The organism is Actinoplanes sp. NPDC051343 (genome assembly GCF_044455125.1).
In the GTDB taxonomy this organism is placed as follows: domain Bacteria; phylum Actinomycetota; class Actinomycetes; order Mycobacteriales; family Micromonosporaceae; genus Actinoplanes.
This window is the reverse complement of the sequence record NZ_JBITEL010000001.1, coordinates 1,123,041-1,135,962: the sequence shown is the minus strand read 5'-3', so window position 1 is coordinate 1,135,962 and position 12,922 is coordinate 1,123,041. Positions and strand designations below refer to the sequence as shown.

Annotated in this window: 14 protein-coding genes and 1 pseudogene; 6 read left to right on the top strand and 9 right to left on the bottom strand. The window is 69.6% G+C overall.

Annotated elements, in window-relative coordinates; all coding sequences use genetic code 11:
- Nucleotides 1–40 precede the first annotated feature (40 nt).
- Nucleotides 41–748 (bottom strand): glycoside hydrolase family 26 protein, encoded by a 708-nt coding sequence (locus ACIA5C_RS05070; protein ID WP_396051371.1) that lies wholly within the window; start codon nt 746–748, stop codon nt 41–43.
- On the opposite strand from ACIA5C_RS05070, the gene ACIA5C_RS05065 reads away from it, so the two are divergent.
- The 4 genes from ACIA5C_RS05065 to ACIA5C_RS05050 all read left to right on the top strand — a co-directional run bounded on the left by ACIA5C_RS05065 (nt 743) and on the right by ACIA5C_RS05050 (nt 5,783).
- Nucleotides 743–2,458 carry a hypothetical protein gene (locus tag ACIA5C_RS05065; protein ID WP_396051369.1) on the top strand — a complete coding sequence of 572 codons (1,716 nt, stop codon included), beginning with the start codon at nt 743–745 and terminating at the stop codon, nt 2,456–2,458. The two genes, ACIA5C_RS05070 and ACIA5C_RS05065, sit on opposite strands and share 6 nt — an antisense overlap.
- A gap of 24 nt (nt 2,459–2,482) precedes the next feature.
- A complete protein-coding gene (locus tag ACIA5C_RS05060; RefSeq protein WP_396051367.1) occupies nt 2,483–4,192 on the top strand; it encodes a caspase family protein in 1,710 nt (569 codons plus the stop codon).
- 1 nt (nt 4,193) lies between these two features.
- A complete protein-coding gene (locus tag ACIA5C_RS05055; protein WP_396051365.1) occupies nt 4,194–4,445 on the top strand; it encodes a response regulator transcription factor in 252 nt (83 codons plus the stop codon).
- A gap of 207 nt (nt 4,446–4,652) precedes the next feature.
- Nucleotides 4,653–5,783, top strand: coding sequence for a SigB/SigF/SigG family RNA polymerase sigma factor (locus ACIA5C_RS05050; protein WP_396051363.1), 1,131 nt, complete (start codon nt 4,653–4,655; stop codon nt 5,781–5,783).
- 27 nt (nt 5,784–5,810) lie between these two features.
- On the opposite strand, the gene ACIA5C_RS05045 is transcribed toward ACIA5C_RS05050, so the two are convergent.
- The 4 genes and pseudogenes from ACIA5C_RS05045 to ACIA5C_RS05030 all read right to left on the bottom strand — a co-directional run.
- Nucleotides 5,811–6,506, bottom strand: coding sequence for an ATP-binding protein (locus ACIA5C_RS05045; RefSeq protein WP_396051361.1), 696 nt, complete (start codon nt 6,504–6,506; stop codon nt 5,811–5,813).
- A 247-nt stretch (nt 6,507–6,753) separates the two neighbouring features.
- The gene (locus tag ACIA5C_RS05040; protein WP_396051359.1) at nt 6,754–7,110 is read right to left on the bottom strand and encodes a chemotaxis protein CheB; all 357 of its coding nucleotides are present in this window, start codon (nt 7,108–7,110) and stop codon (nt 6,754–6,756) included.
- Between the two features lie 278 nt (nt 7,111–7,388).
- Complete coding sequence (locus ACIA5C_RS05035) at nt 7,389–7,715, bottom strand: STAS domain-containing protein (protein ID WP_396051358.1); 327 nt, start codon at nt 7,713–7,715, stop codon at nt 7,389–7,391.
- Nucleotides 7,716–8,098: 383 nt separating this feature from the next.
- A pseudogene (locus ACIA5C_RS05030) lies at nt 8,099–8,242 on the bottom strand (cation transport regulator ChaB); the annotation flags it as partial.
- Nucleotides 8,243–8,878: 636 nt separating this feature from the next.
- Between ACIA5C_RS05030 and ACIA5C_RS05025 the strand changes: the two are divergent.
- A complete protein-coding gene (locus ACIA5C_RS05025; RefSeq protein ID WP_396051357.1) occupies nt 8,879–9,043 on the top strand; it encodes a hypothetical protein in 165 nt (54 codons plus the stop codon).
- A gap of 21 nt (nt 9,044–9,064) precedes the next feature.
- Here ACIA5C_RS05025 and ACIA5C_RS05020 read toward each other — a convergent pair whose 3' ends face one another.
- Both ACIA5C_RS05020 and ACIA5C_RS05015 read right to left on the bottom strand, forming a co-directional pair.
- A complete protein-coding gene (locus ACIA5C_RS05020) occupies nt 9,065–9,529 on the bottom strand; it encodes a hypothetical protein (RefSeq protein WP_396051355.1) in 465 nt (154 codons plus the stop codon).
- A 107-nt stretch (nt 9,530–9,636) separates the two neighbouring features.
- Nucleotides 9,637–10,254 carry a chemotaxis protein CheB gene (locus tag ACIA5C_RS05015; RefSeq protein WP_396051353.1) on the bottom strand — a complete coding sequence of 206 codons (618 nt, stop codon included), beginning with the start codon at nt 10,252–10,254 and terminating at the stop codon, nt 9,637–9,639.
- A 328-nt stretch (nt 10,255–10,582) separates the two neighbouring features.
- Between ACIA5C_RS05015 and ACIA5C_RS05010 the strand changes: the two genes are divergently transcribed.
- A complete protein-coding gene (locus ACIA5C_RS05010) occupies nt 10,583–11,221 on the top strand; it encodes a GAF domain-containing protein (protein ID WP_396051351.1) in 639 nt (212 codons plus the stop codon).
- A gap of 23 nt (nt 11,222–11,244) precedes the next feature.
- Here ACIA5C_RS05010 and ACIA5C_RS05005 read toward each other — a convergent pair whose 3' ends face one another.
- On the bottom strand, nt 11,245–11,607 hold the full coding sequence (locus ACIA5C_RS05005; protein WP_396051349.1) for an STAS domain-containing protein: 363 nt from the start codon (nt 11,605–11,607) through the stop codon (nt 11,245–11,247).
- A complete protein-coding gene (locus tag ACIA5C_RS05000) occupies nt 11,607–12,857 on the bottom strand; it encodes a PP2C family protein-serine/threonine phosphatase (RefSeq protein ID WP_396051347.1) in 1,251 nt (416 codons plus the stop codon). The genes ACIA5C_RS05005 and ACIA5C_RS05000 overlap by 1 nt, the downstream gene beginning before the upstream one ends.
- Nucleotides 12,858–12,922 lie beyond the last annotated feature (65 nt).

Sequence of the window (12,922 nt, the reverse complement as noted above, 5' to 3'; positions counted from 1 at the left end):
CCCACCTTGGCGTACGAGACGTCCGGGCGCAAGCCGGGAGTCAGCCGGAGAACCTCTTGGACCGGGCCATGGCCCGGTAGGCGGCCAGCGTGGCGGCGTCCGTGTCGGGACGGAAGTTGTACTTCGCGCCCTTCTGGATGTCGGTGTCGAACCAGACCACCGCCCCGACCGACGGGGTGGCCGCAACGTACGACGACAACTGTTTGATCCACGTAGCTTTCGAACGGACGGCCGCGGTCTCGGCCAGCATGATCGGCTTGCGTTTCCCGTACGCCGAAACGATCGGCGTGAACAGCGTGCGCGGGGTCTCGCCGGAGAAGTTGTACCCGGACACGCCGACCCAGTCGACGAACGAGTCACCCGGGTAGTAGTGCTGGAAGTGGTTCCAGCTGACATTCGGGCCGGAGTTCCAGTTCGGGCCCCACACCCAGGCGACGTTGGTGGCGCCCTTCGCCCGGAAGATCTTGTGCATCCGCTGCCAGGCCGCGATGTAGCCACTCGGCTTCTTGCCGTTGTGGGTGCCGTCCCAGGCGAACCAGTTGCCGTTCATCTCCCAGCCCCAGCGCAGCAGGATCGGCCGCTTCAGGTCCCGCAGATGCGTCGCCATCGTGGTGATGGCCAGGTCGGACGACCCGTCGACGATCGGGCGATAGTTGGTGCCGTTCCAACTGATCATCAAAACGCTGCCCGACGGCACGTCCGGCTCGGCCGCCGGGTAGTAGCCCGACCAGGGATAATACTTGTGCACGATCCGCTGGCCCCGCCCGAGTTGCTGCTGCCGGAGGGCGAGGCTCTGGGTCAGGCTGCGGCCGCGCAGCGCCAGGTAGGAGCCGAGCATCGCCCGGCCGGGCTGGAAACGGACCGGGCCGCCGAGCGGCGCCGCCGCTTCCGCCTCACCGGGCACGAGCGTGCCGAGCGCGGTCAGTGCACCCAGACTCAACAGCCCCCGTCGGGTCAGACCCACGCGATTCCTTCCGTCCGAACTGACATATCTGGCAATTGTGACATCAGGGCAGGCGGTCGGCCTCATCCGGCAGTCCGGTCGGCCGCGGCTGACCGGACCGAAACCGGCATTCCGCGTGCGGAGGCGAAAACGTCCCGGACGGTTCCCGTGTTCTGCCGGACCCACGGCGCGCTGCTTGTTCTGCGCAGACTTTCCTTACGCGTTCGTTATGCGCTGGGCGCGGCAGTCTGTGTCCTGACAGCGCTCGCCTTCTATTTCGCGCCGATCGCCGGCAATTCGCTGCCGATCTTCTTTGTTCTCGCCGGCGCCGGTCTCGCCGTCACGGGTCTGCCGCTCCGGCACTTCCCGGTCGCCGGTCGATCCGCGGTGGCGGGCTGGGCGGTCGCGTGCGGACTCTCCTTCGTGCTGACTCATTCGCACGGCAGCGCCTTCCGGCCGGTGCTCACGGTGGTCGCGCTGGTGGTCGCGGCAGGCTGGGCGACTCGCCTGAGCCAGCGGGCCATCACCACGAACAAGGCCGCCGACTCGATCGGCGGCATTCCGGGCGCGCCGCTGATCGCGGCCTGCCTCGGCGTGGCGGCCGGTGCATCAGTGCTTCGATTCGCCGGGGTCGCTCCGGCGAATTCCGGCGGCCCATGGGTGGCCCAGCTTCTGGTGACGCCCATGACCTGGCTTGCTTGGATGGCAGTCATCTTCATCGCGTTCGCCCTGTGCGGGTTCGCCGCCATCCACAGCGTCACCCGCTGGACGGCCGGCGAATCACGTCTGATTGCCACGCCACGTCGCCCGGACAAGCTGGCTTCCGTGCGGCAGCCCAGCCGCTCCGTTCGCCGGCGGTCCGTCCCGGACCGGTTGCTGGACGGCCTGACGCACAACGCGACCCAGCTCGTCCTCGCAGTGATCGATCTGCTCGTCTATGTGCTCTACTACTGGACGCTTCGCATTCTGGTCGGCGTAGCGAACTGGCTGCTCCTATGGTTCGCCGCCATTGTCGATATCGCGATCCGGGCCGCACGGCTCTGGTTCCTCGCGGCTCGGAACGCGACCCGTATGGTCGTGGTGCCGGCGACTGGTCTCGTTCTCGGCGCGGTCCTTGTTCGCCTCACCGCCGAGGCTGACGTGAAATACGTCGTCACCGGGTCGCGATCAAATCTCGGACTGGTCCTCGGCTTTGCCGCAGTCGCGTATTTCGTCCTGACTCTGGCCTGGACCGCACTGTCCGCCCTGCCGATCAGGGAAGTCGCCGATACCGTCATGGAGTTCACCGTGCGTCTGGTGGCCGTGACCCTTATCGGGATTCTTTTCGGTGGCTGGATTTTCGGCATCCTCGGATTCTTCGGCTACGGCGTCTATGCCGTCGGCCTCGTGACCCTGGTCTGCACCGGGCTGGTTGTGCTTCTGGTAGTGGTCCGTGGGCTACGGGCACGGTTCCACCCGCTGGCCGAGGAGGCCGGCCGGCACGCCGCGAAACTGAGGCCGGAGGTGACTCCGTGACCGCAGCACTGATCGTGGTCCGTCATGCCTGAACAGCGACTGGGAAAACGATCCGCGCTGATCGTCGCGACGTCGTCCTACCGGGATGAGAGTTTCCGACGCTTGCGGGCGCCGGCACGCGACGCGGCGGAACTCGCCGGGGTACTCGGCGACCCGGGGGTCGGCGGGTTCGAGGTCGAGTCGATCAGCGATCCGACGAGCCAACGGTGCCGGATCGCGATCGAGGAGCATCTGTCCCGGCGAGGCATAGACACCCTGGTCGTCTACCTCTCCGGGCACGGCAAGAAGGACGCTCGCGGCCGGCTTCACTTCGTGCTGTGCGACACCATCCAGACGAGGCTCGCCGCGACCGCCATCGAGGCCCAGTGGCTGGTGGACCGGCTCGACGAATGCCGGGCCCGTCAGCAGGTCGTGATCTTGGACTGCTGCTTCAGCGGCGCGTTCGCGGCCGGTACCAAAAGCGGCGAGGACGACCTCGCCGACAGCCTCGCCCAGCTCGCCGGGCACGGACGGGGCCGGATCGTGCTGACCGCCTCCGGCGCGACTGAATACTCGTTCGAGGGATACGCGCTACCGGGGGCCGCGATCGCCGGCTCCGCCTTCACAGCTGGTCTGATTGACGGCCTCCGGTCCGGTCACGCGGTGCGGGAGGGGCGCGAGCTCATCTCGGTCGACGACGCCTTCACGTACGCCTCCGACTTCGTCGTGCGGCACGGGTTCGAGCAAACACCGCGACGATGGGCCTACGGGGTGCACGGCGACATCTGGCTCGCCCATACGCTCACCGGGCGCGCGGCGCCGACGCCCTACACCCCGAATCCAGTGCCGGAAATCCCGCCGCCGGCAGCCAGCCGGCCCTCTCCGGTCGCCGGGCGAGTGGTCGGCTGGGGCGCCCGCAACCCGAGCATCGTGCGGGCGATGGCCACGGGCGTCGAGTTCGGCAAGGTCACGGTGCCCAGTGGCCTCCGCGACGTGACCGCGGTCGCCGCCGGCGCTCGGCACGGGCTCGCGCTCACCATCCAGGGTGATGTCGTTGCCTGGGGTGAAAATGCGTTCGGGCAGGCCGGGGTTCCGCGCCGGCTGGGCCAGGCGCGCGCCGTCTCGGCCGGCGCCGCGCACAACCTGGCGATCCGCACCGACGGCACGGTCGCAGCCTGGGGGAACAACAACGGGGGACAATGCCGGGTGCCCCGGTCGGTCGGCGAGGTGGTCGCGGTGGCGGCCGGCGGCTGGCACAGCGTGGCGCGGCGGCCCGACGGCACGGTGGTCGCCTGGGGTGAGAACTTTCACGGCCAGACCAGGACGCCGGCCGGGTTGCGCGATGTCGTCGAGGTCGCCGTAGGAGAGGCCCACAACCTGGCGCTGCGGGCCGACGGGACGGTAGTGGCCTGGGGGCGGGACGACTACGGCCAGGCCAGGGTTCCGTTGGACGCATTCGGAGTGGTCGCCGTTGCGGCCGGCGCCACGTACAGCATCGCGCTGCGCGACGACGGCAAGCTCATCTCGTGGGGCCAGGCACCACGCGGCTCACCGCAGCACCTGGCCGGCAGCAGTGTGCAGCTCTCGGCCGGCGAGTCGCACTGCCTTGCCCTCACCAGTGACGGCATCCTGCACGCCTGGGGTGACGACACATACGAGCAGTGCGCAGTCCCGACCGGACTCGGCGGCGTGCTCGCCATCAGTGCGGGCGGGGTCTTCAGCCTTGCGCTGGTGGCCCCGCTGCCGACCTTCTGAGATGGGCGGCCTGGTGGGCCAGCCTCCGGGGGATGCGAAGCCGGATTCTCGACGTTCTGGCGGCGCTGCCAGACTGGTCGCCGCCGGGCTCTCCAATCGGCAGATCGCCGACGAACTGCTGCTCAGCCTCCAGACGGTCCGCACCTATCTGCGCCGCATGTCCGCCAAGCTGGGCATCAACGACCGCACCCACCTGGCCGTCCTCGCCCACCAGCCGGCCTGCTGCACGACGACCGCTGACCCAGGATCCTAGGATGACCGAGCGCGGTGCGTCTCCTTCCGGGGACGCGCCCAACGGCGATGACGGCCGACAAGGCAACGAGGGACGCCAATCCACTGACTATTGCTCGGGCAGGTGTTTTCGTGGTCGCGGCCGGCTGATCGGCTTACGGTTTGGGGCGGCAAGCCCAGGGGCAATTCGACGGAAAGGCGCCCGGCGGACGAAGGAGAGCGTATACCGATGGCGAGGGGTGATCGGGCTTCCGGAGATGGTACCTTCGAGGATCTTGATGCCGGGGCACTCGCGTACTTCGACCGGTCAGCCGTTGCCCCCTCCGCCGGTGAACGAGCCACCCTCCGTGACGAGTTCACCATGGAATGCCTGGCGTTCGCCGGTCGGCTGGCCCGCCGCTACCGCGGCCGCGGCGAGGCGGTCGACGACCTCGAACAGGTCGCCCGCATGGGCCTGGTGAATGCCATCGACCGATACGAGCCGGGCCGGGGATCGTTCACCGCGTATGCCTTCATGACGATCACCGGCGAGATCAAGCGCCATTTCCGGGATAAGGCCTGGGGTGTGCACGTTCCCCGCGACCTCCAGGACCTCAGCCTGGCGGCCCGGCGCGCGGTCGCGGAATTGACCGGCGGACTGGCCCGCACACCGACTCGAGCCGAAGTCGCCGACCGGCTCGGCGTGCGCGAGTACGAGGTGACCGAGGCACTGAAGTCCAGCCGCGGCTACGCACCGATGTCGCTGAACACGCCGGTGACCGCCGGTGACGGCTCGTACGAGTTCGGCGACGTGCTGGCCACCTCCGATCACGCCCTCGAATCGGTGGACGACAAGCTCACCCTGTCCGCGCTGCTTCTCCGGTTGCCGGCTCGTGATCGTCACATCCTTGCCTTGCGGTTCTACGGCAACCGCACCCAGACGGAGATCGCCGCCGAACTGGGCATCTCCCAGATGCATGTGTCTCGGCTCCTTACCCGCGCGCTGACCTGGTTGCGCGAGGCCATGCTGAACGACGTGCTGCCGCCCTGGGAGGGCACCGACCTGCCCGATCATTACGGCCTGGAGCTGACCAGCCGCCGCCACGACGGCGTGCTGATCGTCCGGACCCGCGGCGAGCTCGACCGGGACAATTCGGGCCGGCTTCGGGCCGCCCTGCACAACGCGGTCGCCGCCCGCCCGGAAAGGGTGATCGTGGACCTGGTCGACGTGCCTCTGGTCGACGCGGCGGGCGTAGCCGCGCTACTCGATGCCGCTTCGGCCGCCCGGCTGGCCGACGTCGGACTGCGCCTGACCGGCGCCCGGCCCTATGTTTTCCACGTCCTCAAAGTGTCCGGCTTGGCCGAACTGCTTTTCGGGTAACAACTGCCGCTGAGCGTGGACCGGCGTTCAGGCCGCCAGCGACGCCCAGACCACCTTGCCACCTTCCGTCGGCAGGCAGCCACAGCTGTGCGCGATCGTCTCCACGAGGTGCAGGCCATGGCCGCGGAAGCTGGGCAGGGCGTCGGTGCCCGGCTGCGTGCCCGGCCAGACCGGCTCGACCAGCGATCCATCGCGTACGGCGATGGTCAGATAGCGGGGGCGCAGCGACAACCGCAGCGTCGCCATCGTGTTCGCGTGATCGATCACGTTGCTGACGAGTTCGCTGACGATCAGGCTGGCCGGCCCGATCAGGTGTGGAAGATCCCAGCGCAGGCAGGCGTCGGTGGCCACGTTCCTCGCGTGCCGGGCCGCACCGGAGAGCGGCAGGAACTCCTCGGTGAGCCGCGGCAGGGTCTGCCGGTAGGCCGCGGCGTGCTCGCGGGCCGCTTCGACGCTGGCAAACTGCGGGAGGTGGCGGAACGCCGCCCGGCTCAGCAGCGCCTGCGTCCGCCCGGCCGCCGCACAGAGCAGCACCGGGATGCCGGGCCAGCGCACCGCCTGGCTGGACACCGCGGTGAAGACCGTGAGCGCCAGCGGCTCCGCGACTGTGCAGCCGGACAGGTCCACGAGCATCGCCTCGGGCTGCTCGGCCAGGCACTTGACAAGACGCAGCCGCAACCCGGCAACGTCGGCGAGCCCCAGCCGGCCCGTAAGGACCGCCACCAGGACATCGTCCAGATTCTCTACCGAGCAGTCCATCGTCACTGTCGAGACCTCCCGTTCCGTGCCGGTTTCCCTGGTGGGGAGGGCGCAACGCGATCGGCGGCCGTGGGCACTTCAACCGGTCTCCAGCGCAATGATGACACCGTCGCGGCCTGCGGCGCCGCCTGCGCGGCCGACAATGCCCGGTGGCACACCCGCGCCTACGAGTTGGCCACCGTAGTGAACCGACTAAAACGGATGCAATACCTCACCGAAGTGCACGGCGTTGCCGGTCGCCGCTGCGCTCGGGGCACCCGAGCTCCACCGGTCGGCCGACGTGAGCGGCCTTCGAATTGCCGTCCCGGATGATGTGGTCTCCCAGATCAGAGCCTCGGACGGTGCGGAGGACGTGGCCCCGGCCGGCCGGCAAGTTCGGTGATCCTCCGCGCCAGCTGGACCGCGCGAGACGCGACGGCGGCGGGCACCGCGGCCGGGCCGCCCGAGCACACCGTTGAACGCGGCCTCTTCCCGGCTGCTGGACCAGACCGAGGCCGCCCCGCCCGGCAATCGCGGCGAGCCCGGCCGCCCCGTCCTCGAGGGCGCCCCACAGCACCACCGCGATCACCCGGGCCCCGCATCACCGAGCGGCCGGGCGGAACAGCGCGTCGACAGCCGGGCGCACACGGTTCTCACGCGGCCCCGTGGCTCAGCCCCAGCACGTCGTCATCGTCGATGACGAGGTGGCGGTCGGGCACCGCCGTATAGATGCGCCGACCCGTAGCCTCGCAAGCCGGGTGATTCGGCGCTGTACAGCTAACCCGGCCACGAACTTGAAACCCTTGTTCGGCGAGATCGGTTCGGGGTGTGTCCCCGTGGACGCCGGAGGTGGGCAGCCGTCCGGCATCAGGAATCGGCCTGAATGATCAGAGACTGGTCGAAGCCGACCACCTTGAGAACGATTGCTGAAACGCCGTGCACGCCCCGGAGCAGGAACACGGAGCCGGATTCGGCGGCACGGTGTGCGGCGCGCAGTGCGACGGTCGCCCCCGCCGCACCGAAAAAGTCGGTGCGGCTCAGGTCGCAGCAGACCGGCGTTCCGTCCTTCATCGTTTGCTGCAGGATGTGGTCCAGGTGTGCGGCGGCGTCGCACTCCACATCGCCGTCTACCGAGATCACGACCAAGGACAGGGCCGCCTCGGGCACCAGCGGCTGCGCGTGACGGTAGATCATCGCGGTCACCGTGTCGTCGGGGTCGGCGATCGAAGCGATCGTTACGCGCTCCGGGGACCGGAAATGTGATTGAAGGTCCAACGAAACACGCCCTCCGTCGACGCGGATACGACGGGCACGCGGCTTGGCCCTGAGGCGACTCTAAAACCTTCCACCCCATCCGGCAAGACAGACACCTGGGCCACCGCCGCGCGCACCGGGGTACGGCTGCCCGCCGCCGACACGCGCGCGGGCGGTCCTGACCCCTCGAGCTTGACCCTGCGCCGGCCCGAATGGCCGGTAACACCGCCGTCCTTCCCCCGGTGGCCCCCCATGGTCTAGCCGATCTCGAGCTTCTTGGCCTGAACGCCCGCGGCTACGCGACCGCGGCGATCGCGCGGAGCCATCAAATGCTGCTTGCTGGCGTTCGCGTCCACGCCACCGGCCGTCTCAGCCTTCGTATCCCGTCCGCCGGCGGCCTTGGCGTCGCTCGGGCCCTTCTTCGCCTTGGGCTCCCAGTGGTCTCCGGACTTCTCGAACGAGTGCTTGCAAGTACCGGGGCGCCGGCCCTGGTTCGGATCGTGCATGTGACGCAGCACCAGATCGGAGTTACGGTCCAGCAGCGCGCGGGCGGTGCGGTCGAACGCATGTGCGGCGCGCGCCGGGTCGTCGGGCGAGATTTCCCCGCTGACGTACGGGCAGCAGTATCGTCTGGGGCGGCCAAGGCACTCCCAGCGCGGCGCACAGGTGAGTGAGAGCGCCGTTGTAGGAACCGGTCACCACGGCCGGGTAGCGACGGCGCGGATAGACGCCGGCGATGGCCCTGGCCACCGCGTCCGCGTCGAACCGCGGGACCTCCGCCTCGGGCCGGCCCTGGGCACCGCTCAACATGCTGTAGATCCACTGCCGGCTTCCTTCGGGCAGCCGGGCCGACACGGCGGCTACCGGGGGCGGCGCCGCGAAGCCGGGTTTGCCGAGGGGTGGCGTGTCCCGACCGTGCAGGAACCGGGCAGGCGCCACCACCATGGCCGACGGCCCGGAAAATTTCCGGCCGCTCGGCGTAGGGGCCTTCCCCACGGGTACACGGCACCGGCGAAAGAGCTCACCCCGGGCTCCTGAAGCAGCAACGACAAGCCGCGACAACCTCGGACATCGGCGCCGGATCCCCTTGAGAGGAGCCCACCATGGCTGCACATGCGGGCGAGAAAGCACAGAAGACCGGTGACTTCCACTGTGCGACGTGCAACGCGACAGTGCACGTGCAAGAAGGCCACAAGATCCCCAAGTGCCCGAACGGCCACAGCGATTTCGACACCCGTACCAAGGAGCCCGGAAACAAGTCGTCGTGACGGCCGCTGGAGAACCGGCGGTCACGACCGGTCCAGCGCCTCCAGGGTGGCGTACGTGACGGCACCGTAGAACAAATGCGGCACCAGGTCGCTGAGCCAGTCGGTCGTCGACCACGCGCGCGGGTCACTGACCCGCAACCGGGCCATGGACACGTCGGTCGATGCCATCGCGCTGAGCGCCACGAGAACCGCGCCCAGCGGCTTCGGCAGCCGCAGACCGGCATGGTGCAGCACGCCGAACAGCGCGCCCACGCCGACACCCGTGGCGATGCCCGACAGGCTGGCCAGGCCACTCACCCGGTTCTCCCGGACGTCCCCCGCCCCCGGTACGGAGACCGGCAGCCGCTGTTCGATCGCCTCGACCGTCTCCTGCGGAGTGCTGCTGCTACCCCTGCCCCGAACAGTCATGTCCAGATAAGTCGCAGCGTTGAGCGCCGCCGTTCCCGCCGCGCCCGCGGCCATTCCCGCCAGGATTCCCCTCGTCATGCTCCACCTCCGCCGTCGGTCCTGCCCATCGAGCGGTGAATGAAACGTCAGCGGACCGCCCGTCCGGTTTCCCCGTCGGAACAACGCCGGCCTCCCCTATCGGCGTTCTAATCGTCGTCGGTGGTGGGCTTCCGCGCCGGCGTGATCAGTGGGGCGGTGACGAGTTCCTGCAGGAGGATCGGAACGTCGGAAAGCGGTACGACGTGGCCGGCGACGTGGTCTCGGCCGATGGTCGCCTCGGGCATCGCCTGCTGGGTGGAGCTGTCCAGGCTGCTGACGATCACGGTGCCGCCGAAGCGGTGCACCGCCGTCGCGCCGGTCGCGCCGTCGTTGCCGCGCCCGGTGAGCACGACGGCGATCAGGCGGGTGGTGAGCGCGATCGCCGCCGTGGTGAGCAGCAGGTCGGCCGAGGGCCGGTAGGGCGGCAGGCTTCCCGAGGGGATCAGCGCGATCGACGCGTCAACGGCGATCAGGGTGTGCTGTCCCGGCGGGGCGATCAGAACCCGGCCGGGGGTCAGCGCGTCGCCGTCGGTTGCCGGCGCCACGGTCAGGGCGGTGTACCGGTCCAGAAGCATCGGCAGTTGGCTGGCCCGGTCGGGTTCGAGGTGCTGCAGAGCGACGACGGCCGCGGGCAGGTTCTCCGGCAGGCGGCCGAGGACCGCGCCGAGGGCCTCGAGCCCTCCGGCGGAGCAGACCAGCATGATCACGGGGAAACGGCCGCTCATCATTGAGTCCTCATATCGGACCGAGCCCTAACCGGCCCGGTCATAACAGGCGAAATCCGTCCGCGCCACATCACGACGCCGGCCCGCTCGCCTTGATCAGAGCATCAGGCACGGTCGTAAACCTTACCGCCGGTGCCGGCCGCTGAGGACGCCGGAGTAAACGATGCGCCGGCGGGTACGCGGGCGGCCCCTCTGTGCCGCTCGGGATCTGTGCCACTCGGGAGAAGCCATGGCCGTTCATCCGTCCACGAACCCGCATCTCCAAGGGCCGGGGCCCTTGGCCACCGCTCTGGTCACGCTGGCGGCGACGCCGGACCATGCGCAAGACGTGAGCTCCCAACTCGTGGCCATCGCGAAGCTGGCCGCCGGCCGCATCGGCGCCACGACCTACGCGTCGGTCACCGCCCTGACCGGCAGGGTGCACGTCACCGTCGCGGTGAGCGACGAACTCGTCCGGGCGGTCGACGAAGCGCAGTACATCGACAGCGCCGGTCCCTGCATCGAGGCGCTGGACACCGGCACACCGGTGGGCGTACCGGCCATCGCCGCCACCGTGCAGTGGCCACACTTCCACGAGGAAGCACCGCGCCTCGGCCTGCACGCCTCGGTGTCCGTCCCGCTGTGCGCCGGCGGCGGAGAACCCATCGCCGTCCTGAACCTGTACGGTCGCGACAGCACCGCCATGGCCCCGCTGATCGACGCGATATGGGCGGTGCACGAGCACAGCGGCGGGGCGACCGCCGGATCCGACGACCTGCACCTGCTGGACGAGGGCGGCCGGGAACTGGTCACCGGCTACGCCGAAGCCCTCTGCATCCGCGCCACGATCCGGCTCGCGGTGAGCGTCATCATGAAGGAACTTCACTGCGGTGCCGACGACGCTTACCTGGCGCTGTGCATCCGGGCCGGCCAGACCGACACGGACCTCGCGCGGGCCGCGGGGCTGCTGCTCACCCAGGGCATCTGAGCCGCCGGCGCCAGGTACGTCGCTCAGTCGGCCGCCAGGGCGGCCTGCACCGCTTGCTCCACGGTGGGGTACGCGGGAAACAGCCGATGGAGGTTCGTCGCCTCCAGCACGGTCCGCACCAGTGGCTGGGCACCGGCCAGCCGCAGCGAGCCACCGCGCTCGGCGAGCCGCCGGTGCAGGCGGACAAACAGGCTCAAACCACTGGAATCGCAGAACGAGACCGCACTGAGGTCAATCACGAGCCGGTCATTGTCACCCTCGAGCGCCGACGCCGCGGCTTCGCCGAGTACCGACTGGCTTTCCCGGTCGATCTCGCCAGTGGCGGTCAGGACGACGATCGACTCGGTCACGTGTTCGGTGATCACCGTGAGGATCTGATCGGACATCAGCGGTCCTCGTCGTTGGCGGCCGACCGGCCGGTCGTGGGTACGGTCCTCGGTACGGCCGCCTCGGACCATTCCACCAACAGCAAGGTGGCGTCGTCGTCCGGCGGGCCGCCTTGGTACTCGATCACGGCGTGTGCCAGCCGGCGCAGCACCTCCGGGGCGGCCAGGTTCGAGCGGGCATGCCCTTCCACCAGGCCGACCAGGCGCGACAGGCCGAACCGTTCGCCGCCGGGGGTGCGGGCCTCGGTGACGCCGTCGGTATAGAACAGCAGCCGGTCGTCGGGCTCCAACCGCGCCTCCGCGATGTGCGTCTCCGGGTCGGCCAGACCCAGCGGCATGCGCCGCGCGCCCGGAAGCTCCTGGACCAGCTTGCCGTCGCGCAGCAGCAGGGGCGCCGGGTGACCGGCGTTGAGATAGCGCAGCCGGCCGGTGTCGAGATCGAGTTCCCCGAGGACGGCCGTGGCGAACCGCGCGTCGGAAAACTGTTCGAGCAGCGCCACGTCGGCAGCGCCGGCCTGTTCCCGGAGTCCGCGGCCGGCCCGGCGCTCGGCTCGGATCGCGGCGAGTGCCACCGCGCACGCCAGCGCGGCCCCCAATCCCTTGCCGACCGCGTCGAGGATCACCAGATGCGCCACCGCACCGTCGAGTGTGTAGTCGAAGCCGTCGCCACCCACCTCGTAACAGGGCTGCAGGACGGCGCTCACGACCGCGCGATCGCAACTGGCCGTCAACGGCGGCACCATCTGCCACAGCAGTTCCGACGCCGTCGACATTCCGCGGGACCGGCGTACGACGTCGAAGTGGTCCCCGCGCTCGGACGAGGTGGTGATCAGGTGCCCGACGAGTCCCGCCAGCAGCTCACACCGCCGTACGAAATCGGCGTCCTGGGCATCACCGCCGGCCGCGACGACGAACTCCACCACGCCGAGACGGTCCGTGCCGTTCACCATCGGAACCCACCATCGGTGCCGGCCGTCGTCGGCCGCCGCCGGCATCGACTCCACCCGCGCGAACGCCCGGCCCGGCAACGACCCGTCGACCAGGACCGGTGACGGCGTCTCGCGTCCCGGCACGGGTAACGCCCGCAACGCGATCTGCTCGTAGTCGACCAGCCAGACCGTCGTACGCATGCCCAGCCTGACGACCGCCGCGTCGACGGAGGGGGCCAGCTGGTCGGGTCGCCACAGGTGCGAGCCGCTCAGAATCTCGTCGAGGACGCCGAACCACTGCGTCGTGTCCGCCTGTCCCATGGTCCACAGCCTATGACCGGCCGGACGAGACAGCCATCGGGGTACTGCCGAAGTCCCCACGTTTC

Excerpts from the sequence above, each read along its gene's own strand:
- ACIA5C_RS05060 (WP_396051367.1), top strand. The coding sequence starts at position 2,483 with ATGCCTGAACAGCGACTGGGAAAACGATCCGCGCTGATCGTCGCGACG.
- ACIA5C_RS05055 (WP_396051365.1), top strand. The coding sequence starts at position 4,194 with ATGGGCGGCCTGGTGGGCCAGCCTCCGGGGGATGCGAAGCCGGATTCT.
- ACIA5C_RS05050 (WP_396051363.1), top strand. The coding sequence starts at position 4,653 with ATGGCGAGGGGTGATCGGGCTTCCGGAGATGGTACCTTCGAGGATCTT.
- ACIA5C_RS05035 (WP_396051358.1), bottom strand. The coding sequence starts at position 7,715 with ATGATCTACCGTCACGCGCAGCCGCTGGTGCCCGAGGCGGCCCTGTCC.
- ACIA5C_RS05025 (WP_396051357.1), top strand. The coding sequence starts at position 8,879 with ATGGCTGCACATGCGGGCGAGAAAGCACAGAAGACCGGTGACTTCCAC.
- ACIA5C_RS05020 (WP_396051355.1), bottom strand. The coding sequence starts at position 9,529 with ATGACGAGGGGAATCCTGGCGGGAATGGCCGCGGGCGCGGCGGGAACG.
- ACIA5C_RS05015 (WP_396051353.1), bottom strand. The coding sequence starts at position 10,254 with ATGAGCGGCCGTTTCCCCGTGATCATGCTGGTCTGCTCCGCCGGAGGG.
- ACIA5C_RS05005 (WP_396051349.1), bottom strand. The coding sequence starts at position 11,607 with ATGTCCGATCAGATCCTCACGGTGATCACCGAACACGTGACCGAGTCG.
- ACIA5C_RS05000 (WP_396051347.1), bottom strand. The coding sequence starts at position 12,857 with ATGGGACAGGCGGACACGACGCAGTGGTTCGGCGTCCTCGACGAGATT.